The sequence below is a fragment of the Trueperella bernardiae genome (assembly GCF_030246965.1).
In the GTDB taxonomy this organism is placed as follows: domain Bacteria; phylum Actinomycetota; class Actinomycetes; order Actinomycetales; family Actinomycetaceae; genus Trueperella; species Trueperella bernardiae.
Window position 1 is genome coordinate 2,036,408 of the sequence record NZ_CP127099.1, and the last position, 23,048, is coordinate 2,059,455.

The 23,048-nt window shown below is 64.3% G+C and carries 14 protein-coding genes; 7 read left to right on the forward strand and 7 right to left on the reverse strand.

The features are described from left to right. Positions 1 to 17 precede the first annotated feature (17 nt). The 3 genes from QPC17_RS09300 to QPC17_RS09310 form a co-directional block, all read right to left on the reverse strand. A complete protein-coding gene (locus QPC17_RS09300; RefSeq protein ID WP_285347279.1) occupies positions 18 to 956 on the reverse strand; it encodes a carbohydrate ABC transporter permease in 939 nt (312 codons plus the stop codon). Then, on the reverse strand, positions 949 to 1,917 hold the full coding sequence (locus QPC17_RS09305) for a carbohydrate ABC transporter permease (protein ID WP_062612730.1): 969 nt from the start codon (positions 1,915 to 1,917) through the stop codon (positions 949 to 951). Before QPC17_RS09305 ends, QPC17_RS09300 begins: the two co-directional genes overlap by 8 nt. An 85-nt stretch (positions 1,918 to 2,002) precedes the next feature. Next, complete coding sequence (locus QPC17_RS09310) at positions 2,003 to 3,337, reverse strand: ABC transporter substrate-binding protein (protein ID WP_285347280.1); 1,335 nt, start codon at positions 3,335 to 3,337, stop codon at positions 2,003 to 2,005. 230 nt (positions 3,338 to 3,567) lie between these two features. Here QPC17_RS09310 and QPC17_RS09315 point away from each other — a divergent pair, with 230 nt between their 5' ends. Beyond that, on the forward strand, positions 3,568 to 4,740 hold the full coding sequence (locus QPC17_RS09315; RefSeq protein ID WP_145989883.1) for an ROK family protein: 1,173 nt from the start codon (positions 3,568 to 3,570) through the stop codon (positions 4,738 to 4,740). Next, complete coding sequence (locus QPC17_RS09320) at positions 4,737 to 5,648, forward strand: ROK family protein (RefSeq protein WP_101923875.1); 912 nt, start codon at positions 4,737 to 4,739, stop codon at positions 5,646 to 5,648. Before QPC17_RS09315 ends, QPC17_RS09320 begins: the two co-directional genes overlap by 4 nt. A gap of 217 nt (positions 5,649 to 5,865) precedes the next feature. Here the strand turns inward: QPC17_RS09320 and QPC17_RS09325 are convergent, their stop codons facing one another. The 4 genes from QPC17_RS09325 to QPC17_RS09340 are packed head-to-tail and all read right to left on the reverse strand — an operon-like array spanning position 5,866 to position 11,741. Beyond that, positions 5,866 to 7,935, reverse strand: coding sequence for an ABC transporter ATP-binding protein (locus QPC17_RS09325; RefSeq protein WP_285347281.1), 2,070 nt, complete (start codon positions 7,933 to 7,935; stop codon positions 5,866 to 5,868). 2 nt (positions 7,936 to 7,937) lie between these two features. After that, positions 7,938 to 8,927 carry an ABC transporter permease gene (locus QPC17_RS09330; protein WP_083281071.1) on the reverse strand — a complete coding sequence of 330 codons (990 nt, stop codon included), beginning with the start codon at positions 8,925 to 8,927 and terminating at the stop codon, positions 7,938 to 7,940. Then, positions 8,924 to 9,883: an ABC transporter permease gene (locus QPC17_RS09335; RefSeq protein WP_062612721.1), complete on the reverse strand. Its 960-nt coding sequence runs from the start codon at positions 9,881 to 9,883 to the stop codon at positions 8,924 to 8,926. Before QPC17_RS09335 ends, QPC17_RS09330 begins: the two co-directional genes overlap by 4 nt. Before the next feature lie 52 nt (positions 9,884 to 9,935). Continuing rightward, positions 9,936 to 11,741: a peptide ABC transporter substrate-binding protein gene (locus QPC17_RS09340; RefSeq protein ID WP_285347282.1), complete on the reverse strand. Its 1,806-nt coding sequence runs from the start codon at positions 11,739 to 11,741 to the stop codon at positions 9,936 to 9,938. A 189-nt stretch (positions 11,742 to 11,930) separates the two neighbouring features. Between QPC17_RS09340 and QPC17_RS09345 the strand changes: the two genes are divergently transcribed. From QPC17_RS09345 to QPC17_RS09365, 5 genes are all read left to right on the forward strand, one after another. Then, positions 11,931 to 13,091, forward strand: a complete 1,161-nt coding sequence (locus QPC17_RS09345) for an ROK family protein (protein ID WP_062612716.1) — start codon at positions 11,931 to 11,933, stop codon at positions 13,089 to 13,091. A gap of 11 nt (positions 13,092 to 13,102) precedes the next feature. Then, complete coding sequence (locus tag QPC17_RS09350; protein ID WP_082661087.1) at positions 13,103 to 14,392, forward strand: alpha-L-fucosidase; 1,290 nt, start codon at positions 13,103 to 13,105, stop codon at positions 14,390 to 14,392. Between the two features lie 3 nt (positions 14,393 to 14,395). After that, positions 14,396 to 15,859: a M81 family metallopeptidase gene (locus QPC17_RS09355; protein WP_062612712.1), complete on the forward strand. Its 1,464-nt coding sequence runs from the start codon at positions 14,396 to 14,398 to the stop codon at positions 15,857 to 15,859. Next, on the forward strand, positions 15,853 to 16,614 hold the full coding sequence (locus tag QPC17_RS09360; RefSeq protein WP_285347283.1) for a copper homeostasis protein CutC: 762 nt from the start codon (positions 15,853 to 15,855) through the stop codon (positions 16,612 to 16,614). The genes QPC17_RS09355 and QPC17_RS09360 overlap by 7 nt, the downstream gene beginning before the upstream one ends. A gap of 700 nt (positions 16,615 to 17,314) precedes the next feature. Continuing rightward, a complete protein-coding gene (locus QPC17_RS09365) occupies positions 17,315 to 22,861 on the forward strand; it encodes a Rib/alpha-like domain-containing protein (protein WP_285347284.1) in 5,547 nt (1,848 codons plus the stop codon). Positions 22,862 to 23,048 lie beyond the last annotated feature (187 nt).

Consider the following 23,048-nt stretch of genomic DNA (forward strand, 5'->3'; position numbering starts at 1 on the left):
TAGTAGGTGGGTGGTGATCAGCCCTTGACCGCGCCGGCCGACAGACCGGACTGCCAGTAGCGCTGCAGTGCAAGGAACAGGATGATCAGCGGGACGACGCCCAGCAGGGAGGCCATCATCATCGGACCATACTGCGGGTTGAAGTACGAGGCCATGCCGTACAGACCGAGGGTGATGGGCTTGAGTTCCTGGGAGGAGATCATCAACTGCGGCAGGATGAAGTTATTCCAGGTTGCCACGAAGATGAACAGGAAGATCGTCACCATCGCCGGGGCCAGGATGCGCAGCACCATCGTGAAGAAGATGCGTCCCTCGCCGGCGCCGTCGATGCGGGCCGCCTCGATCAGTTCGGTGGGCACCGATGACTGGACGTAGACCCTGCCAAGGAACACGCCGAAGGGTGAAACCGCGCAGGGGATGATGATCGACAGCATCGTGTTGTCCAAGCCAAGGTTCAAGAACATGATGTAGATCGGCACCGAGAGCAGGGCCACCGGCATGAGCAGGCCGGCCATGATGGTGCCGAGCGCGGCGTTCTTGAACGGGAAGTTGAACTTTGCGAGCGCGTAGCCGGCCATCACCGAGGTGATGGTGCCGATGAGCGCCGCAACCGTGGAGTAGATGAAGGAGTTGCCGATCCACCGCCACAGCAGGCCCTGGGTCCAGCCCACGAGCGAGTCATAGTTGGCGGAGATGGCGGCGGGCAGTGACGGGCTCGCCGTCGTGTCGTTGTGGGAGGCGAACCACAGGCCGAACGTGGTGGTCAGCTCGGAGTTCGTCTTCGTGGAGGCGACGATCATCCAGTAAATCGGGAAGATGAAGTACAGGAGGAAGATGATCATGAACAGGGCGGCGATGACCTTCGAGGTGATCTTCGGTGCGAAGGTGCGGGTGGGGACGCCCTCGATTGAAGGGGTGTAGGTTCGCCCGTCGGGGAGCGCGGCTGTCTTAGTCATTTCCATTCACCTTCCGATCCGTCAGGAAGTAGATCACGGCGAGGACACCGGCGATGATCGCCATCATGATCGCGATGGCGGACGCGGGGCCGTCACCCGAGGGCGTGATGTATCCCTTGGCCGTGTTCAGCGCCATCATCAGCGGCGTGTAAGCCTGGCCCATCCAGGTGTTCTTCGTGGCAAGGACGGCGGGCTCGTTGTAGAGCTGAATGGTGCCGACGATCGACAACAGGATGGCGAGCAACGCTGCTCCGCGCACCATGGGGATCTTGATGTGGCGCACGATCTGCCAGGATGATGCGCCGTCGACACGGGCTGCTTCGTACAGGTCGCGCGGGATGGCCTGCAGGGCTGCGAGGAAGATGAGCATGTTGTAACCAGCGAACGTCCACGTGGTCATGTTCGCCATGGAGGCGAGAATGACGTTGCTGGAGAAGAAGTCGATCGGGAATTCCACGCCGATCGCATCAAACAGTGAGTTCAGGGGCGAGACTGTCGGGGTGTAGATGTACATCCAGATGATGGCGGCCACGACGCCGGGAACGGCGTAGGGCAGGAAGTAGGACAGCCGGTAGATGGTGACGTGGCGGAGGATCAGGGAGTCGATGAGGAGAGCCAGGACCAGGGCCAGGCCGATCATGATCGGTACCTGGAAGAGGGTGTAGAGGATGACTCGTCCGATGCCGGCCCAGAACACGTCGGAGCCGACGACGTAGGCGAAGTTGTCAAACCCGACGAAGACCTGCTGAGAATCGCCGCCGCCGAAGGCGCCGCCGCCGACCACGCGGGTCTGGAAGAAGGCCTTGTAGATGGAGACGAAGATTGGGATAACGAAGATAAACGTGAAGAGTGCAGCAAACGGGGCCATGAAGAGCCAGCCGGTGCGGGCTTCGTGTGCCTCGCGCTTTGTGCGCCGATGCTTGTGCGTTGTGGCTGGAGGTTCCTTAACGGTTGTAGACATTATTATTTTTCCATCCGTTTCTGCATCCCGTTCTTTTGCTGTGGGGGCACCTTTCGGCGCCCCCACAGCAAAAGAACAAGTGTTCTTACTTCACCGTCAGGCCGGCGTTTTCGATGGCCTTCTTGGCGGTGTCGGCAGCCTGGTTGAGCACGTCAGCCACTGAGCTGGACCCGCTGCCTGCGGCGGCGGCGTTCTCACCGAGGTTGCTCCACACGGCCGACCAACCCGGGATGTAGAGGAAGGGCTTCATCGCGTCGTTCGCGGTGGCGAACTGGGCGAGTACATCCTCATCGCCGTAGAAGGAGGCGTACTTGGGGTTGGCGGGCTTGTCGGCCGCGGCGACCACGAGACCCTGGGAGGCGAGGTCGTCAACCTGGGTGTTGAACCAGGCGTTGAACTCCATGGCCTGCTCGGGGTACTGGCAGGTCTTGGACACGACGACGCCGGAGCCGCCATTGGGGCCGGTGCCGCCGCCGTTGCCGAAGTCGGGCAGCTGGGCGATGGACCACTTGCCGACGTTGTCGGAGCCGGCCATGTCGTCAGCGAGGAGCGGGGCCTCCCACGCGGCGCCGATGGTGCCGATGATGGTGCCGTCGTTGAGCTTGGACTTCCAGTCAGCGCCCCAACGCTCGATCACGGGCGCAGCCTTCGCGTCGAGCAGCTGCTGCCAGAAGTCGGCGACGGCCGAGGTGCCCTTACCCGTGACGTCGATCTTCCAAGAATCGCCGTCGATGGCGAACCACTGGTCGCCAGCAGCCGCGGACAGTGCCGGGAAGATCGAGCCGGCCTCGTCAGTCTGGAAGGTGGCAATGTACTTGCCCTTCTCGGCTGCCTTCTTGGCGGTGTCGATGAACTCTTGCGAGGTGGTCGGAACGTTGAGGCCAAGCTCCTCGAACGCGGCCTTGTTGTAGTAGTAGACGAGCGGGCCGGTGTCCTGCGGCAGGCCGAAGTACTTGCCGTCGAGCTGCATGGAGCCGAACGGGCCATCACCGAACTTGTCGGCGTACTTCGTGGCGTACTGCGTGACGTCCTGGACGAGACCGCCGACGTAGAGCTCGGCTAGATCGGCGTATCCGGCCTGGAAGAGGCAGGCCGCGTTGTTGGCCGAGACGTCCGTCTGGACCTTCTTGATCAGGTCGGCCGGGGCGCCGTCGAACTTGGTGGAGGTGACCTGGATGTCGGGGTGCTCCTCGTTCCAGCGTGCGACGATGTCAGCGACGGGGACCATGCCTTCGCCGTCGGGCAGGCGGTGCAGGTACTCGATGGTGACGGGTTCACCGGAGGCGGAGGTTTGCGATCCGCCGCTGGTGGGCGTGGTGGTGGACTCCGAGCCGCCTGCACCGTTTGAGCAGGCGGAGAGGATCAGGGCGCCCGAAGCAAAGAGGGCTCCGACCTTAGTGATTGACGAAAGTTTTGTCATGTTTCCTCCCCCTTGAGGATTGTTGTGTCGTGGTGACGAGATTCGGGTTCCGAATCAGTATTGGCACATCGCCTTCGGTGCGCCTCAACTGACCTCGAGCTTAACACACTTCATCCACGCAGTGTGCAATTTGCAAAATAATAACGATATGGTTTCGCCAAGTTGGAAAAAGGCTCGTAGGAGGATACACTGATTCTAGAGCGGATACCACGGCTCAAGGAGGAGTTTAAGTGGCGAAGAATCCTGCGGTAAGCACCGACTTGCTAGACACCGCATACGGAATGATCAAGTCAGGCGTTGCCCGGCGTCGATCGGATTTGGTGCACTCGATGGGGATTTCGTCGTCGACAGCGTCGAACGTCGCCCGCAGCCTCATCGAACAGGAGCTGATTAAGGAAATAGAATCGAACAGGTCCACCGGCGGGCGGCCGGCAAAGATCCTTGTCTCAATCGACACCGCCGAGGTGGTGGCGGTGGCAGAGGTCGGCGCCCACCACCTGCGCTTCGGCATCATGGACTCCATCCACCCGATGCGCGAACCGAAAGAGATCGTCTTCGATTCCCCTTCGCCGCCCGAAAAGGTGATGGCCACCCTGGTCGAACGGTGGAATCAGCTACGAGAGGAGCACTTCGCGGAGTGCAAGATTGGCGCGATCGGCCTGTCCGTGGCCAGCCCGGTGGAAGCGATCACGCGCAAGCTCGTCCTACCCGCCCGCATGCCCGGCTGGCACGGGGCGGACCTGTGCGGGATCCTCAATGAGATGACGGGCCTGCCCGTATGGGTGGAAAACGACACGCGCGCATGCGCGGTGGGGGAGCTGCCCTACGTGTCCGCCGATTCTTACATCTACGTCAAGGCGGGTACCGGCATCGGCGGGGCGGTGGTCATCAACGGCGAGCTCTACCAAGGCGCGGGCGGCTTCGCGGGAGACATCAGCCACGCGCGGGTCGATCCCAACCTCAACAACCTGTGCGCCTGTGGGCGCATCGGGTGTCTGGAGGCGGTGGCCTCGGGTGCCATGATTCGCGAGCGGGCGCTGAGTGCGGGCCTCGACCTCGGCGACCGCCCGATCGTCGACGCCGTGCTTAACGACATGCCAGAAATCAACCCGTACGTGCGCCAGTCTGGGGAGCTGATTGGCCGGGCTTTGGGGCCGATCGTCAACTTCATTAACCCCGGCGCGATCTACGTGGGAGGTTCGCTCGCTCAGCTGGGCGTGTTCATGAGCTCCCTGCGTGCCTCGGTGTTTGATACTGCCAGCTCCACCGCCAGCCAGGATCTCGTCATTGACATCGCACCCAACGGCGCGAACGCCCCGCTCATGGGCGTGGCGCGGGAGGCGTTCAAGCTTATCGGATCCAACACTAGCCATCTGAAGTATCGACCTAGGAGGCATGAATGATGCGCGTGGGAATCGACGTCGGCGGCACGAAGATTGCCGTCGGCCTCGTTGACGGTGGAAACATCCTCGCCAAGGAAAGGTTCGCCTCCTATCCGGGGGCGCCGCAGTCAACGATCGCCGACATGGCACGCGAGGTTAAGGCCCTCGTCAGCGCGCACGGCCTCGGCCTTGACCAGATCGGCGGCGTGGGTGTGGGCTTCGCCGGCACGGTGGACTCGGACGCCGGCGTCGTGCGCACCTCGGCCAACCTGCGTTGGACGGACGTGGACGTCCGCACGCCGCTATCCTCAGCGCTTGGGCTTCCCGTCCGCCTGGTCAACGACGCCGACGCCGCGGCTTGGGCCGAATACCGATTCGGCGCGGCGCGAGGGTATGACTCGGTGGTGGCCGTTACGGTGGGCACCGGGATCGGAGGCGCGCTGATCTTCGGCGATCGGGTGCTCGAGGGCAGGCACGGCCTGGCTGGCGAGCTCGGGCACTTCACCTACGAGCCGGGCGGACTGCCGTGCGGGTGCGGACGTGTGGGGTGCTGGGAGCAGTACTGCTCGGGTAGCCGGATGAACGCGCTCGCGGCTGAACGCCTGCCGGCCACGAACGGGCTGGCCACGGCCCGCGACGTCGATCCCCTCGCGCTCGCGGGGGACCCGGTGGCGCTGGGAATCTTTGAGGAGATCGGCACGGCGCTGGGTGCCGGCATGGCCTCGCTTGGCATGATCTTCGACCCGGACCTCTTCCTTATTGGCGGCGGTGTGTCCGAATCGGGGGAGCTGCTGTTGGAGCCGACGCGCCGGGAGTACACCCGCCAGATGGGCCTGGGCGGCTTCCCGTGTGCGAAGATCGTTGCGGCCTCCCTCGGCAACGACGCGGGAATCATCGGCGCGGCCGACCTCGGCGCAACCGCGCGGTGACCGTGGGGTGGTCGAGGGTCCCCGGCCGCAGCCGAGGACCCTCGACCACAGCCGGAGACCCGCGGCCGACGCAACTCAGGAATCTGGGGCCTGCCGGGCGCGTATAGCGATCGGTGGCCGGTATGTTCACGTGAAGTGTCGGGGCAGGCCGGCAGAGCGCGCGGGATTTCCGGGCGGCCGCGGTGAAGCGGCCTGCGGGGACACTCAAACTCAGAGCCTACGCCCGCCCGGCAACACCCGGCCCCGACCCAGCAATAGCCGGCGTGACTCGGGCCTGCACGCCGTCCACCAGCGGGAAGTGGCAGGCCACAAACTGGTCGTTGCCCTGCCCTGTACGGAGCTTTCGCAGCGCCGGCTCCTGCGCCGCGCAGATGTCCTGGGCGAAGGGGCAGCGGGTGCGGAAGCGGCAGCCGCTGGGCGGATCCATCGCGGAAGGGGTCTCGCCGTCGATCTTGAGGCGGGAGACCTCCTCGGTGAAGGCGTCCTCGATGCGGGGGACGGCGTCCACCAGCCCCTTCGTGTAGGGGTGGAGTGGGCGGCGGGCGACGCTGTCGGCGTCGCCGTACTCCACGATCTTGCCCAGGTACATGACGGCGATGCGGTCGGACATGTACTGGACCACCGACAGGTCGTGGCTGATGAACACGTAGGCCAGCGAGTAGCGCTGTTGCAGGGCCCGCATCTGGTTAAGCACCTGAGCCTGAACGGAGACGTCGAGGGCGGAGACCGGCTCGTCGCACACGATCAGCCGCGGGTTCAGCGCGAGCACGCGGGCGAGCCCGATGCGCTGGAGCTGGCCGCCGGAGAATTCGTGCGGGTAGCGGGAAAGGGCGTCGCGTGGTAGGCCGATCTGCTCCACGAGAGCGGCCACACGGTCGTGGCGCTGGGCGCGGGTGCCCACCTTCTGAATGTTGAGCGGCTCGAGAATGATCTCGTCCACCCGCATGCGCGGATCCATCGCGGCGGCGGAGTCCTGGAACATCATCTGGACCTGGGCGTGGAACTTCTTCCGCTCCTTACCGCGCAGGCCGCAGAGTCGCACGCCTCCCACCTCGATCTCGCCTTCGGAGACGTCGTCGAGCCCGGCGATGAGCCGGCCGAGCGTGGACTTGCCGCACCCGGATTCGCCGACCACCCCGAAGACCTCGCCCTCGTAGATGGTCAAGGAGACGTCGGAGACAGCCGAGACGGTGCCGATCTTGCGCCGCACGAGCGAGCCGCCGTAGGCGGGGAAGTTGCGCGAGACGTGGCTGACCTGAAGAATCGGCTTGCTCTCATCGAGAGCATCGTTGCGCGACACGGACCGTAGCTCGTTGGTAAGCGGCTTGCCGCCGGGGAAGTGGCAGGCCACCTTGTGGCTGCCCTCCCCGAGCGTCGGTGTCACGGTGTGGCACACGTCCTGGGCGAAGGCACAACGCGGCGCGAACGGGCACCCGGTGACCTCCTCGGTGATCTCCAGCGGGGAGCCGGGGATCGAGTACAGCTCGGCGTCGGCGTTGTGGGCGCGCTCGGGTAGTGCAGCGAGCAAGGCGCGCGTGTACTGGTGGCGCGGGTTGGTGAACAGCTCGCGCGAGGGGGCCTGCTCCATCACGCGCCCCGAGTACATGACGGCCACGGAGTCCGCTCGCCCGGCTACCACCGCGAGGTCGTGGGTGACGAGGATGACGGAGGAGCCGAACTCGTCCTTGACGTCGTCGATGAGGTCGAGGATCTGCATCTGGGTGGTGACGTCGAGGGCGGTGGTCGGTTCGTCGGCGATGAGGAGCTTGGGCCGGCAAATGAGGGCCATGGCGATCATCGCGCGTTGACGCATGCCGCCGGAGAGCTGGTGGGGGTAGTCGCCGACGATCTTGTCGGGTCGGGGCATCCCCACGCGCCGCATGATGTCGATGGCCGCCTCGTAGGCCTCCTTCTTCGACGCCGAGTGGTGGACGCGCAGCGGTTCGCCGATCTGGTCGCCGATGGTCATCGTGGGGTTGAGGGAGGTCATGGGATCTTGGAAGATCATGCCCACCTCGGTGCCACGTAGGCGACGCAACTCGGCGTCGTCCATCCCCACAAGCGCCTTGCCGTCCAGGGTGATCTGCCCGGAGGAGACGTACCCGTTGGAGGGTAGGAGGCCCATGAGGGCGAGCGCCGTCATGGTCTTTCCGGAGCCGGATTCGCCGACGATGCCGAGGGTCTGCCCGCGTCCGACTGTCAGGTTGACGCCGGACAGCGGCTGAACCTCGTCTTTTCGGCGGGGGATGCGAACCGAGAGGTCCTCGATTGATAGCAGGGTATCCATGTCTACCTCTTCCTCAAGCGCACTTCGAAGGCGTCACGCAGGCCGTCACCAACGAAGTTGAAGGCAAGCACCAGGACGATGATCGCGATACCGGGGGGAAGGATCAGCCACCAGTTGCCCGAGTAGACCTCGGACAGGCCGGAGGAGAGCATGCCGCCCCAGTTGGCTGCGGGCGGCGGAACGCCCAGTCCGAGGAAGGATAGGTAGGCGACGTACAGGACGGCGTCGGCGACCTGGAAAGTGGCGTTGACGATGACGGTACCGATGGAGTTTCGCACGATGTGGGTGCGCACGGCCCGCCCCGGGGAGCCGCCCATGCCCTTCATGGCGAGGATGAACTCGCGCGAGCGCAATGCGATGGAGTCACCGCGGACCATGCGCGCCGGGTTGAGCCACGCGAACGCGGAGATGACGAGCACGAGTAGCGGGACTGTGGGGGTGATGATCGTGGCGATCAGCATGAACAGGAATAGCGCGGGGATCGACATGAGGGCGTCGACGAGGCGCATCATGACGGCGTCGACCCAGCCGCCGATGAAACCTGCCGCGGCTCCCCAGAGGGTGCCGAAGGCGGTGGCGAGCAGGCCGGCGCACAGGCCCACGATGAGGGAGGTCTGCCCGCCGAGCATGAGACGGCCGAGCTGGTCGTAGCCGACGGAATCAGTGCCGAGCGGGTGGCCGAGCTCGCCGGGGGCGAGGTAGGCGTGTGCGAGGTCGGTGTGGACCTGATCGGTGTGGTAGATCAGGGGGCCAACGAATGAAAAGAGAATGAGGGCGACCACGAGGCACAGGCCGAGGACGGCGAGCTTGTTCTCGAAGAAGACGGCTATGCCTTGGCGTCCGATGCCGAGTTGGCGCCGTGCGTGCGTGGCGTCGCCGACGACGACGGCAGCACCGCCGGATCCACCTCCGGCAACGCCGGCACTGTGGCTCGAGGAACTGCGGCTTGAGGCGGGGATGCCGGCCACCGCGTCGTTGATGGACTCACTCATTTGTCACCTCCAGAAAGTCGGACGCGGGGATCGGCCACGGCGTAGAGAATGTCGGCGATGAGGGCGCCGATCACGGTGGCGAGGGAAACGATGAGGGTGGAGGCCAGGAGGATGGGGTAGTCGCGGGTCTGGGTTGCCTGCCAGAACATGAGGCCCATGCCGGGATAGTTGAAGAGCTGTTCGACCACGAGCGCGCCGGAGAAGAGGGCGGGGATGTACATGCCGAGTAGCGTGATCACGGGGAAGAGGGAGTTGCGCAGAGCATGGCGGATGGTCACGCGCGAGGGGGAAAGGCCTTTGGCCTTGGCGGTGCGGATGTAGTTTTCGTTGAGGTTGTCGACCATCGTGGAGCGCACGTAGCGCGTGAACGCGGCGAGGGCGACGACGGCGAGGGTCACCACCGGCAGGATGAGGCCCTTCCATTGGCTGAGGATCTCGGCGACCGTGAAGCCTTGCGGGGCTTGCGGGGGAAGGATTGGCCACCACTGGGAGAAGACCACGATGAAGATGATGCCGAGGAAGAACAGCGGGGTGGCGTAGGCCAGGAGCGCGATCCCGGTGATGGCGTAGTCGACCTTGGTGTTGCGGTAGACGGCCTGGATGGCGCCGAGTGGGATGGAGATGATGACGGCGAGGGTGGTGGCGAGAAGGCTCAGCAGGATGGTCTTGGGCAGGCGCTGGAGGATGACGTCGGCTACCGGCTGGTTGAGCCGGAAGGAGTATCCGAGGTCGCCGCTCAGGAGGCGCTGGACGTAGAGGCCGAACTGCGTGAGGAAGGGCTGGTCGTAGCCCATCTGCGCGTTGTAGGCATCGATCTGCGCCTGCGTGGCATCCAGGCCGAGCGCGGATCGGGCGGCGCCGCCGGGAAGAAGATGAAGAAGGAGGAAGGTCAAGAAGGTCACGATGAGCATGACCGCGAATGCCTGACCGAGCCGTTGAAGAATGTATCGCCACATAGTTGCCCCTCGCGGGCCGGCTGGCGAAAGCCAGCCGGCCCGTCAGCGTGTGTTACTTACGTGTCCAATCTTGGGGGTACATGCCGAGCATCGGATCTTGCGGATCGATCCCGGAGATATCCGACTTGTAGGCCGAGACCCGGTTGACCGGATTCGGCATCCACAGGACGGGCAGGTCTTCGGCCAGGAAGTCGTTGTAGTCCTTCATTGCCGACTCGTCGGAGGAGACGAGGGTGGCGTCGATGAGCTTATCCGCCTCCGGGTTGGAGTAGGCGCCGAGGTTAACCGGCGCGCCGGTGGCGAACAGGCGCTGGCCCGAGGCGAAGGGCGGGTAGTACCAGGAGCCTTCGGAGCCGAAGAAGGATAGATCCCATTCACAGTTGGGGTCGTCCTTCTTGCACACCTGCGAGACGGCCACCGAGTCGGGAACCTCCTGGATCTCCAGCACGATGCCGAGCTTGCCGAACTGGGACTTCAGCTCCGCCATCATGTCGTGGGTGGCGGTGAAGCCGGACTGGGAGATAAGAGTGAAGCGCATTTCTGCGCCCGCCTCGATTCCTTCGCCGCACTGGCCGGCGCCGGTGCCGGGCTTTTCACAGGTGGTCACGCCGTCGGGGTTGATGGCCCAGCCGTGATCTTCGAGCAGTTTTCGGGCGGCGTCGGGATTGAAGGAGTAGGCGCAGCCCTCGGTGGTGCCGGCGGCGCCGGGCTCCTGCGGGACTGGCCCGCAGGTGGGGGCCGCCATGCCCTTCCAGATGACCTTGGAGATGGTCTCCTGGTCAATCAGTTGCTGCATGGCTTGGCGCACGTACTTCTGGGCGAAGATCGGCCCGGACTTGGGGTGGTTGAAGTTGAACGGCATGTAGGTGATGGACCAGCCGTACCACGGGGAGACGGTGTAGCCCTGACCTTCGATGTAGTCCCGCTGGGAGATGTTGCCGGCGGGGATGTAACCGTAGTCGATGCCGCCGGCGCGCAGGGTGTTGAATTCGGCGTCGTCGGAGGTGAAGGGCTTGTAGATGACATGGCTGAAGGTGGCCGGGTCGGTGCCGTCGTAGGAGTCGTTGGCGGCGAGCTCGACCTCGCCGGACGGCGTGTAGGAGGTCAGCTTCCAGGGGCCGGAGACGGTCTGCCACAGGGCGTTGCTGGCGTAGTTGGCCGGATCCTCGGCGGCGCTACGCAGATAGGCATAGATGTCCTTGGCGTTTTGCGGATCGGTAAAGTCGACGATCTCGCCGTCGTCGGAGGTCTTGGCCCAGGCGTGTGCGGGCATGGGCCGCACGGAGTTGAGCTGGTTGCCCACGAAGTAGCCACCGGAGAAGGGCTCGGTGGTGGTGATGGTGAAGGTCTTGTCGTCGACGATCTCGAAGCTGGTGACGTTGTCCGGGAAGCCGCCTTCGCGGTAGGAGGCCCAATCGGCCTTGTTGTTGAGGACAAGGTTGTACCAGAAGTCGATGTCCTTGGTGGTGAGCTTTTCGCCGTCGGACCAGGTGCGATCTTTGAGGGTGATGGTGTAGGTCAGCCCGTCGTCGCTGATCTCGGGGATGTTGGCGATGGAACGCTTTTCGTCGATGTTGTAGGCGTGCTCACCGTCGAGGGTGAAGGAGTACATCGAGGGGTAGAGCATCTCGATGAAGATGCCGTTTTCGCCCTGCGTCTTGCCGGGGGCGGAGATGGGGAAGATCCACGTGGGGGTGTCCATGGCGACGGTGACGGTCGATCCGTCACCGTCGGCGGAGCCTGATGGATTGGTGGCGCCTGAGGGCGTGGACGAGCTTCCACTGCCGCAGGCGGACAGGAGCAGGGCGACGCCTGCCACGGTGGCGACGATGCTAGCTCGCCGTGATGCGCGGGTCATGTGTGCCTCCTTTGACTCACGTTTTGTGCCGTGTGGCACAAACCCTGGGATTGTTTCCAAAATAGCAGGATGTGATCCAGAGTGTGGGGTTTTTGGAAAACCTCTTGCCAGTTTAGAAAATCAATTGCGTTGTTTGGATCTTAGTGGTGATATAGGAAACACAACCGTCGTCGATGAAGTGAGGCATCCATGGCTAGCGAACAGGGTTTTGCTACTGTGAGCCCCGATCTGCTTGAGTCCGCCTACCGGCTCATTCGCGCAGGCGCGGCCAAGAACCGTTCGGACCTGAGCGAGAAGCTCGGCGTGTCGTCGTCGACGGCGTCGAACATTGCCCGCTCGCTGGTCAGCCAGGAGCGCGTGCGCGAGGTGGAACCCGCCTCCCCCGCTCGCGGCCGGCGCTCCACCCAGCTGGAGAGCATCGCCCCGCCCGTGCTCGTTGCGGCCGCGGAAATCGGCACAAGCCACATCCGTTACGCGCTCTCCGATCACGTCGGCCCGATCGTGGAGGCGCAGGAGGTGCCGATCGACCTCGCCCCCGGCCCGCGCCCTGTCCTCCAACGCCTGGTGGACCTGTGGCGCGAACTGCGCGACCGCGAGTTTCCCGGCGCCGACATCCTCGCTGCCGGCATCGCGGTTCCCGGCCCGGTTGACGCGAGCACACGGCGCATCGTCTTGCCCTCGCGCATGCCGGGGTGGCACGACGCCGACGTGCGTGCGATCGTTGCCGAGCTGGCGGACGTGGATTGCGTGGTGGAGAACGACGCGCGGGCGGCGGCGCTTGGCGAGGCGAGTGTGCGCGGCCCGGAACACCAGCCACTGCTCTACATTAAGGCCGGTTCCGGGATCGGCGGCGCGCTGGTGATCGACGGCAAGATTTACACGGGCGGGATGGGCATCGCTGGCGACGTCTCCCATGCGCGCGTGGTGGAGGATTCGCCGTTTGTGTGCGGGTGCGGGAAGTCGGGCTGCTTGGAAACCGTGGCGTCGGGCGCGGCAATTCGCCGGGACGCGGCGCAGTTCATGGAGCTGGGCTCGATGGCGGAGCTGGTGGAGGCGGGCCAGAATCAGTTCCCGCACATCACCCAGCTGATCCGCAATTCGGGGATGCTGGTGGGTAAGGCGCTCGGGCCGCTGATTAGTTTCGTCAACCCCTGTGACGTGGTGGTGGGCGGGGCGATGAGCGAGCTGACCGCTTTCATGAACGCGTTTCGGGTTTCGCTGCTGGGCTCGGCGGTGCCGATGGCGACGGAACGGCTACGGATCGAGGCGGCGAGCCTGGGCGCGAATTCGGCGCTGACGGGGATAGCCCGCAGCGCCCATGACCTGGTGGTCAGCGCTCCGGTGCAGTGACGGGAGAGATTATGGATAACACGTTTGAACATCGAACCGGCCCTGCAGACTTGGCCGCCCGCACCACCTACCCGGCACACGAAGTGCCGCAGTGGTTCACGGAGGCTAAGCTCGGCTTCTTTATCCACCTGGGCATCTATTCGATGCCGGGTTGGGCCTACCGGCGCGAGGCGGGCCGCAAGACGCCGCCCGAGCTGGCTTACGACTATCACGAGTATGCGGAGTGGTACGCCAATACGGTGCGCATCCCTGGCTCGCCGTGTGCGACGTGGCATGAGGAGACCTTCGGGGTCGGCACCAGCTACGAGGACCTCGCCTTTCGCTTTGCGCCCTCGCCGGAGAACGTGGCCAACCTGGTCGCCACGTTGGTGGCGGCGGGCGGGCGCTACATCGTGCCGACCACGAAGCATCATGACGGCTTTTGCCTGTGGGACACGGCAACGACGCCGTTTTCCTCCGTCTCGCGTGGTGGCCCGGACGTCATCTCCGTGGTCGCGGACGCCACCCGGGCGGCCGGCGCCCGGCTCGGCCTGTACTTCTCCGGCGCGCTCGACTGGCACGTGTCGCACCTCCCGCCCATCCGCTCGGACGAGGACCTTTTCGCCTTTCGTCGCAATGACGAGGCCTTTGCCCGCTATGCCGCCGGCCAGCTGAGCGAGCTGATCGACCGCTTCCATCCAGACCTTTTGTGGAACGACATCGACTGGCCCGACGCCGGCAAGGGGCCGGAGGAGTGGGGTTTGTCCGCCATCCTCACCCGCTATCTGGCCGAGCATGAGGCCACGATCAACGACCGCTGGGGGATCCCCTTCCATGGCTACCTGACCCGCGAGTACACGCAGGTGGACGAACCGCTTCCGGAAATGTGGGAGTCTACTCGCGGCCTGAACCGCTCGTTTGGGTACAACCGCAACGACAACCCCGCCGACCGGCTCAGCGGAGCCGAGGCGGCCTGGCTACTCGTCGACGTCGCCTCCCACGGCGGCAACCTCCTGCTCAATGTGGGCCCGCGCGCCGACGGCTCGCTCGACCCGTACCAGGCCCGCGTGATTGCCGAGCTCGGTGAGTGGATGAGGACCTACGGGCGCTACATCTACGCCTCTACGCCCGGGCCTGCGCCCTTCTCCCTGCTCACTCCGGGCGCGACGGCCTATTTCGTCCGCGAAGGCGAGGCCGCCGGCTCGGCTGGCGCCGCCGACCTTGCGCGCGCCTTCTGGCTCGCCCCGGACGGTAGCCGTATCCCGGCGTCGTGCCCGGCGCCGACCTCCTCTTTCCCCGTCGCTCTCATCGTTGAAAGGTAAGTCATGCGCATCGCAATCGCAGGTATCCACATCGAGTCATCCACGTTCTCGCCGCAGCCGGCGGTGGCGGAGGACTTCGAGATCACGCGCGGTGAGGAGGTGCTGGGGCGCTACGGCTGGATCCACGAGACGTGGAGCAAGGCGGTGACGTGGCTTCCAATCTTCCACGCGCGAGCGTTGCCCGGTGGCGTGCTGGAGCGGGCCACGTATGAGGTATGGAAGGCGGAGATCTTGGACGGGCTCGCCGTCCTTACGGACCAAGCGCCGCTTGATGGCTTCTTCTTTGACGTCCATGGCGCCATGAGCGTAGCGGGGCTCGACGACGCCGAGGGCGACCTGATCACCGCGATCCGCGCCGTGATCGGGCCGGAGCCGATGGTCTCCCTGTCCACAGATCTGCATGGAAATGTCTCCGAGGCGCTGTTCGCGGGGTGTGACCTGCTGACCACCTACCGGGAGGCCCCGCACGTCGACGCCCTCGAATCCCGCCGACGCGCGATGAAGAATCTCGTCACGCGCTTGCTGAGCGGGCTCGGCAAGCCGGCGAAGGCGCTGGTGCACATGCCTTTTCTTTTGCCGGGTGAACGCACATCCACTCGCCTTGAGCCGGCCGCTTCCCTCTATGGGCGCATTCCGCATCTGGAGGCGATGCCGGGGATCCTGGATGTGGGTTTCTGGATCGGGTTCGCCTGGGCGGACCAGCCGCGGTGCAAGGCGGCGGTGGTGGTCACGGGCGATGACCAGGAGCGGGTGTCCGGGGTGGCCCGTGATTACGCGCGGGAGATCTGGGCCCGCCATGAGGAGTTTGGCTTCGTGGCGCCGGTGGACTCGATGGACGGCTGCTTGGAGTGGGCGCGGACGGCCGCCCGCCCGACCTTTATCTCCGACACGGGTGACAATCCGGGTGCCGGCGGCGCTGATGACGTCACCTTCGCCCTCTGGCGTCTCTTGACCTTCCAGCCGGTGGCGGCCGGCGAGCTGTCCGCGATCTTTGCCTCGATTCACGACGCCGCCACGGTGGCGCTCGCGGCCGAGGCGGGCGTGGGCGCCCGGATCGAGGTGCAGCTCGGCGGGAAGATTGACGCCCGCGAGCCGGGCACGCTGGCCCTGAGCGTGCAGGTGGAGAACCTGGCCGTCGACCCGCGGGCGGGCGAGGTCGCCGTGTTGAGGCCGTTGGGGGAGGGCGGGCCGAGCGGCGCGGTCGTCGTCGTGACGCAGAACCGCATGCAGTACGCCACCGAGGAGGCGTTTACGATCGCGGGGCTCAAGCCGCGCGAGGCGGACGTGGTGGTGGTGAAGATCGGTTACCTCGAACCTGACCTGTATGAGATGGCGGCGGCGTGGAAGATGGCGCTCACGCCGGGCGGTGTGGATCAAGATTTGGTGCGGCTGGGTCATTCGCGCATCGACCGCCCGATGTATCCTTTTGATGAAGGTTTTGAGTGGGAGGCACAGGTCACGTGCTAGAGATTGCAGTGCAGGACGCCGCGGGCGCGCGGATTGCGCGGGAGGCGGGCGCCGACCGGGTGGAGGCGTGCAGCGCCCTGGAGGTCGGGGGCCTGACCCCGTCGCTTGCGATGGTGGAGGCGTGCGTAGTGGAGGGCATCCCCGTTTGCGTGCTCGTCCGTCCGCGCGCGGGTGACTTCGTTTACGACGACGCCGAGGCCGCGGTCATCGCCAACGACGTGCGGTGGGTGGTCTCCCGCGGGGCCGCAACCGTGGTGGTGGGCGCGTTGCGCGAGGGGCCTGCGGGCCTTGAGCTGGACGTGGCGCGGCTGCGCCAGTGGGCCGAGGTGGCCAGGGAGCGCAACCCGGAGGTGGACGTGGTGGTTCACCGGTGCGTGGATGTGCTGTTTGGCGCCGGGGTCGGCCCGGCGGAGGTGGCGCGCCAGCTGGCAGAGGTGGGCGGCGTGACGCGCGTGCTGAGCTCGGGCGGCAAGTCCCGTGCCGGTGACGGCGCTCCCGTGCTCGCGCAGTTGAAGGCCGAGTTGGATCGGCTGGGTGCGGGTGTCACGGTCATGGCTGGCGGGGGCGTGGCCCTGGAGGCGATTCCTGCCCTGCGTGAGGCCGGGGTCGAGGAGTTTCACATGTCGGCCCGCCGCCAGATCCCTACGGGCCCGACCGGCCCGGGTGGGGGGCAGAGCGTGCGGTCGGTGACGGACGGGGAGCTGGTGCGGGCGGCCCGCGCCGTGATCCGCGGAGCGCAGGTACACGGCGACTAAAGCGGACTGGACGGTTGTGGGGCGATCTTCGTTTATGGTGAGGTCGCCCCACAATCGTCCGGGTTTTCTTAATTCGCGGCCGGTTGAACCGACCAGCGGCCCGAACCGAGATAAGCCAGCCTGGACTCGTAGCGCGATCGATGAGGGGCGCGAGCTGTCAGCGCCGGTGTGACGCGGAACGCACTATATCACCTGTTATTAGTAAGGGTTTCCCGTGGATTCAGTGCCCTGTTTGGTATGTGAGATGTCGGACAGGGCTCTGAGCTGTGATTTTGTCCGTTTTGACGGCAATGCTGGATCTGCGACGGCGGCACTTAGTATACTGGAATCAATCCAGCGCTAATTTCATGCGCATGGCTATCGTATGGTTTTGTGGGGGGAGGGGGCTCTCAAGGCGAGTCTTTTGGTTGCCACAGGTTGCCCATTAGGCAAGTGATTCACGATTCTACTGATGTACGCACCGATTGGGCAGTGAACGAGCTCAATTCGAATCCAAATTGAGAGGAAGGAGAGATTTGTGATCTCTCGGATAGTAAGGAAGGCGATGGCTGTCGTAGGCACAACGGCAATCATCGCTACCGGGCTTGCAGGAGGGGGCGCCGTAGCGGCCCCCGCTCCTGACGGTTCCGGTGGAACTACGGCCGTACGGTCGACTGGGACGGCGATCGAGTCGACGGGGAAGGGAAATGCTCCCTACACCGTGTCGGGCACGACGCGTTTCATCGAATCCTACGCATCGAATAACACCGGTTTTGAGTACACCGGACCCATCGAGGGTGTGAAGGTCTACGTGCAGTGGCGAGAGGGCGCCGGCAACGCTGACTTCCCCTACAGCTACTCCCCGATCTACTACTCCACTGCGGACGCTCAGGGTAACTTCTCGATCGACATGAAGCCCTACTTTGATTCGATCGGGCGCGTGCGCTACTTCGAGGGGCGGGTCGACACCGGCGCCGCCGGCACGAAGGATCTCGCGGGCAACGACTCGCGCCTCGGTTGGAGGGAGAAGGTTCGCATCTGGGCCGAGCTTCCTGACGGAACCAAGGCCGATTACCGGCTCATCAACCACTACGCAACGTCGTGGGCACCCGCTGATCCCACGCTTGATAACACTGTGATGGCGACCTGGGATTCCGGAAAGTCCTCCATCCGCGGCGTCTACATTAACTATGCCAAGAACACGGACAACGTCCTGGCCAAGCCGGATCGTAATGATTGGGCTGTTTCCGGCGAGGGTAATAACGTCGGCAAGGGTCTTAATGGCTCTGTTGGCGGAACCGTGTTCTGGAACGCAAACGTTCCCAACGGCGCCATAGACTTCTCCACGTCGATGCTCTACCAGGGCGGAGCGGACTACCCGCTCTCTGGAATCACGATCCAGGGATCTTACCTCAGCGATGAGGCGGTCGCCGCGATTAAGGTGCACGCTGCTGCGGCCTTCGCGGGCAAGACCCTGCGTGGAAACGGCTGGACCGCGACCGACGAGAACTCGCTGCAGGCCTGGATCAGCGAGCAGATTAAGGCTGATCCCACTTGGGTTGCAGAGACCGTCACCGCAACGACGGGCGCGGACGGGAAGTACCAGCTGTACTTCCGTGGCATCTACGGAAACTCGGCTAACGCCTGTGGCATCACTGGTGATAAGTGTCATAAGTTGGCCGACTCGTGGGACACGGGCTCGTTCCTGAACGGTAACCTGCAATCCAAGCACACCAACTGGGACTGGATGTACGTCGCCCCGGTTGATCTTCCGAACAACGTTGGCGTCATGTCGCCGTGGTCGATCCAGCGCTGGCAGCGTGTCGATGGGCGCGGAACCTGGAACGGTGCCAACTTCGGCCAGGTTGGATTCGCCGTCGGCGGCACGATCGACAGTGTGACTTTGGCGGACATCCTTCTGTCCCCGGCGCCACTCGAGTTCGACGTCGTCAACTACGACACCCAGCTCAACCCTGCCGCGCCTGGCGACACCGCCAAGACGTACACCGGCGGCGTGCTGACGAACGAGAACCTCACCTACGACATCGTCTGGACGGACCAAAAGGGAAACCAGGTCCACGAGTGTACGGGTCTCACGCCGGACACGAACCTGAGCCTTGCCTCGTGTGACTACCAGGTCCCCGCCGACCTGACCGCCGACACGGTCTACACCGCCACCCTGTACGGCGTGAACGATGGTCAGAGGGGTGCGTCTCTCGGTTCGGACGCTTTCCTCGCCACGCGCGGCACCGAGCTGCCGTGGGGCTCGAAGTACTCCGACTACGATGAGGAAGCACTTCCCAAGGCACCGGACGGGACGACCCTCTCTGGGCTCACCGCTGACGGCCTGCCTGACGGCCTGAGCATGGATCCCGACACCGGCAAGATCACGGGCAAGCCGACCGAGACCGGCCGCTTCCTCGTGAAGGTGACTGGAAACGCTTCCGTTCCGCGCGATGGCGCCGACCCCGTCGACGTCCGTCTTGCGCGCACCTACATCGTCGTTGTCACGGACACCCCGCTCATGGCGGGCGTTCGCGGCACCGAATACAACCAGGAAGTCACGCCGACCGGATTTGAGGACTCCGGCTACACGCTGGGCGAGATCAAGTCGGTGGACAACCTGCCCGCGGGTCTGACTTATAACGCAGACACGAAGACGATCACCGGCACTCCGACCGAGATCGTCACCGCTGACGAGCAACAGCCGAACGTCACCGTCACCTACACCGTGACGCGCGAGACTCCGAATGGGACGGAAACCAAGGACGTTACGGATATTGTTCCGTTGCCGGTGGTTGCCGGCGACTCGGATGGCGATGGGGTTCCGGATCCGGCTGATCCGGATAACCCGAAGCCGGGTGAGGATCAGTGCCCGGATACGCCGAAGGGCGAGAAGGTCGATGAGAATGGTTGTTCGCTTGCTCAGCTGTTCGAGCCGGCTTACGCCGATTCGACCGCTGTCGCCGGTGGCGATCCTGTGACCGTTTCTCCGACGTTCACGAAGAAGGACACGGATGGCACGGTTGATGCTCCGGTGGGTACGACCTTCGCTCTTGCCAAGGGTGCTCCCGACTGGGCCTCGATTGACGCGAACACGGGTGAGATCACGTTCGCCCCGGGTGCCGATGTTGCTGCTGGCCCGGTTGAGGTCCCGGTTGTGGTGACCTACCCGGACAACGGTGGTACTGACGCTGTTAACGCGAAGGTGACCGTCCTTGCTGACTCGGATGGCGATGGGGTTCCGGATCCGGCTGATCCGGATAACCCGAAGCCGGGTGAGGATCAGTGCCCGGATACGCCGAAGGGCGAGAAGGTCGATGAGAATGGTTGTTCGCTTGCTCAGCTGTTCGAGCCGGCTTACGCCGATTCGACGGTTGAGGCTGGTAAGACCGCCACTGTGACCCCGACCTTCTCGAAGAAGGACACGGATGGCACGGTTGATGCTCCGGCGGGTACGACCTTCGCTCTTGCCAAGGGTGCTCCCGACTGGGCCTCGATTGACGCGAACACGGGTGAGATCACGTTCGCCCCGGGTGCCGATGTTGCTGCTGGCCCGGTTGAGGTCCCGGTTGTGGTGACCTACCCGGACAACGGTGGTACTGACGCTGTTAACGCGAAGGTGACCGTTACGGTGACCGATACCGACGGGGACAATGTGCCCGACGGTAAGGATCAGTGCCCGGATACGCCCGAGGGTGTGAAGGTCGACGAGACCGGTTGTGCCGTTGCTCCGTCGGTCCCGAACGTTCCGGAGATCAACGGTGAGGTTAACAAGCCGATTGATCCGGTCGTCGTTCCGGTTGCTAACCCGGGTAAGGCCACTGACCTGGTCTGCACCGCTAAGGGCCTGGCCGATGGTCTGACGATCGCTTACGACGCGGAGAAGGGTGCGTGTGTGATCACGGGTACCCCGACCGCTCCGATCGATGGCAACTACACCGTCACTGTTGAGGGCAACCGCCCCGATGGTGATAAGGGTAAGGTCTCTGAGTCCGGTACTGGCAAGATTGTCGTGACCGAGCCTGGAGATAAGGACGGGGACGGGGCCACCGACGATAAGGATCAGTGCCCGGATACGCCCGAGGGTGTGAAGGTCGACGAGACCGGTTGTGCCGTTGCTCCGTCGGTCCCGAACGTTCCGGAGATCAACGGTGAGGTTAACAAGCCGATTGATCCGGTCGTCGTTCCGGTTGCTAACCCGGGTAAGGCCACTGACCTGGTCTGCACCGCTAAGGGCCTGGCCGATGGTCTGACGATCGCTTACGACGCGGAGAAGGGTGCGTGTGTGATCACGGGTACCCCGACCGCTCCGATCGATGGTGAATACACCGTCACTGTTGAGGGCAACCGCCCCGATGGTGATAAGGGTAAGGTCTCTGAGTCCGGTACTGGCAAGATTGTCGTGACCGAGCCTGCCGCTCCCGAGCCTGGAGATAAGGACGGGGACGGGGTCACCGACGATAAGGATCAGTGCCCGGATACGCCCGAGGGTGTGAAGGTCGACGAGACCGGTTGTGCCGTTGCTCCGTCGGTCACGGGTGTTCCGGCGATCACCGGTGAGGTTAACAAGCCGATTGATCCGGTCGTCGTTCCGGTTGCTAACCCGGGTAAGGCCACTGACCTGGTCTGCACCGCTAAGGGCCTGGCCGATGGTCTGACGATCGCTTACGACGCGGAGAAGGGTGCGTGTGTGATCACGGGTACCCCGACCGCTCCGATCGATGGTGAATACACCGTCACTGTTGAGGGCAACCGCCCCGATGGTGATAAGGGTAAGGTCTCTGAGTCCGGTACTGGCAAGATTGTCGTGACCGAGCCTGCCGCTCCTGAGCCTGGAGATAAGGACGGGGACGGGGTCACCGACGATAAGGATCAGTGCCCGGATACGCCGAAGGGCGAGAAGGTCGATGAGAATGGTTGTTCGCTTGCTCAGCTGTTCGAGCCGGCTTACGCCGATTCGACGGTTGAGGCTGGTAAGACCGCCACTGTGACCCCGACCTTCTCGAAGAAGGGCGCGGAGGGCGCGGTTGATGCTCCGGCGGGTACGACCTTCGCTCTTGCCAAGGGTGCTCCCGACTGGGCCTCAATTGACGCGAACACGGGTGAGATCACGTTCGCCCCGGGTGCCGATGTTGCTGCTGGCCCGGTTGAGGTCCCGGTTGTGGTGACCTACCCGGACAACGGTGGTACTGACGCTGTTAACGCGAAGGTGACCGTTACGGTGACCGATACCGACGGGGACAATGTGCCCGACGGTAAGGATCAGTGCCCGGATACGCCCGAGGGTGCGAAGGTCGACGAGACCGGTTGTGCCGTTGTTCCGTCGGTCCCGAACGTTCCGGAGATCAACGGTGAGGTTAACAAGCCGATTGATCCGGTCGTCGTTCCGGTCGAGAACCCGGGTAAGGCCACTGACCTGGTCTGCACCGCTAAGGGCCTGGCCGATGGTCTGACGATCGCTTACGACGCGGAGAAGGGTGCGTGTGTTATCACGGGTACCCCGACCGCTCCGATCGATGGCAACTACACCGTCACCGTTGAGGGCAAGACCCCGGACAGTGGCAAGGAAGTCAACACCTCGAACGATGGCAAGATCACCGTCACCGAGCCGGAGGCTCCCAAGTCCCCGGATTGGGGTAATGGTTCGGGCAAGCCTGGCGAGACCGTTGTGATCCCGAATGACGGTGGCCCGGTTCCGGACGGCACCACGGTCGAGACTGACGGTCCGGGCAAGGTGACCATCGATGAGAATGGCAACGTGGTTGTCGACATCGATAAGGACGCCAAGCCTGGTGACAAGATCGTAGTTATCGTCAAGGACAAGGACGGCAACGAGATAGACAAGATCGAGGTCACGGTTACCGATCCGGACAAGCAGCCTGAGGCCGATAAGCCGAACTGGGGCGACGGTTCTGTCAAGCCTGGCGAGACCGTTGTGATCCCGAATGACGGCGGCAAGGTCCCCGGCGACGCTAAGGTCACGGTCGAGGGCCCGGGTAAGGCTCAGATCGACAAGGATGGCAACCTGGTCATCACCGCCGATCCGAATGCCAAGCCCGGCGACAAGATCACGGTCACCGTGACGGACAAGGACGGCAACGTCCTCGATACGTCCACGATCACGGTCGCGGGTAAGACTGCGCCGAAGTCCGGCACCGGCAAGCTCTCGTACACGGGTGCTACCGTGGGCGGCTTGGCTGCTGCGGCTACCATGCTGACTGCAGCTGGTGCCTTCCTGGTGTCGCGGAAGCGTCGGGAGGACTAATCACCTTCAGGTGAGAGTCCACCTCTAGCGCGTGGATCCCCCGGTGTTCTGAAAAGAACACCGGGGGATCCACGTATGTGCGGGCGCCACCAGCCGACGGGGCTAGCCAGCACCAGCCGGCTAGAAGAAGTCCGGCGCGAGGATGCGGTTCCACGTCCACTAGTACGGTGGGCTCGAGGAAGAAGCC

Coding starts and splice junctions, on each gene's coding strand:
- QPC17_RS09310 (WP_285347280.1), bottom strand. CDS start 3,337: ATGACAAAACTTTCGTCAATCACTAAGGTCGGAGCCCTCTTTGCTTCG.
- QPC17_RS09325 (WP_285347281.1), bottom strand. CDS start 7,935: ATGGATACCCTGCTATCAATCGAGGACCTCTCGGTTCGCATCCCCCGC.
- QPC17_RS09350 (WP_082661087.1), top strand. CDS start 13,103: ATGGATAACACGTTTGAACATCGAACCGGCCCTGCAGACTTGGCCGCC.
- QPC17_RS09330 (WP_083281071.1), bottom strand. CDS start 8,927: ATGAGTGAGTCCATCAACGACGCGGTGGCCGGCATCCCCGCCTCAAGC.
- QPC17_RS09335 (WP_062612721.1), bottom strand. CDS start 9,883: ATGTGGCGATACATTCTTCAACGGCTCGGTCAGGCATTCGCGGTCATG.
- QPC17_RS09340 (WP_285347282.1), bottom strand. CDS start 11,741: ATGACCCGCGCATCACGGCGAGCTAGCATCGTCGCCACCGTGGCAGGC.
- QPC17_RS09300 (WP_285347279.1), bottom strand. CDS start 956: ATGACTAAGACAGCCGCGCTCCCCGACGGGCGAACCTACACCCCTTCA.
- QPC17_RS09320 (WP_101923875.1), top strand. CDS start 4,737: ATGATGCGCGTGGGAATCGACGTCGGCGGCACGAAGATTGCCGTCGGC.
- QPC17_RS09345 (WP_062612716.1), top strand. CDS start 11,931: ATGGCTAGCGAACAGGGTTTTGCTACTGTGAGCCCCGATCTGCTTGAG.
- QPC17_RS09355 (WP_062612712.1), top strand. CDS start 14,396: ATGCGCATCGCAATCGCAGGTATCCACATCGAGTCATCCACGTTCTCG.
- QPC17_RS09305 (WP_062612730.1), bottom strand. CDS start 1,917: ATGTCTACAACCGTTAAGGAACCTCCAGCCACAACGCACAAGCATCGG.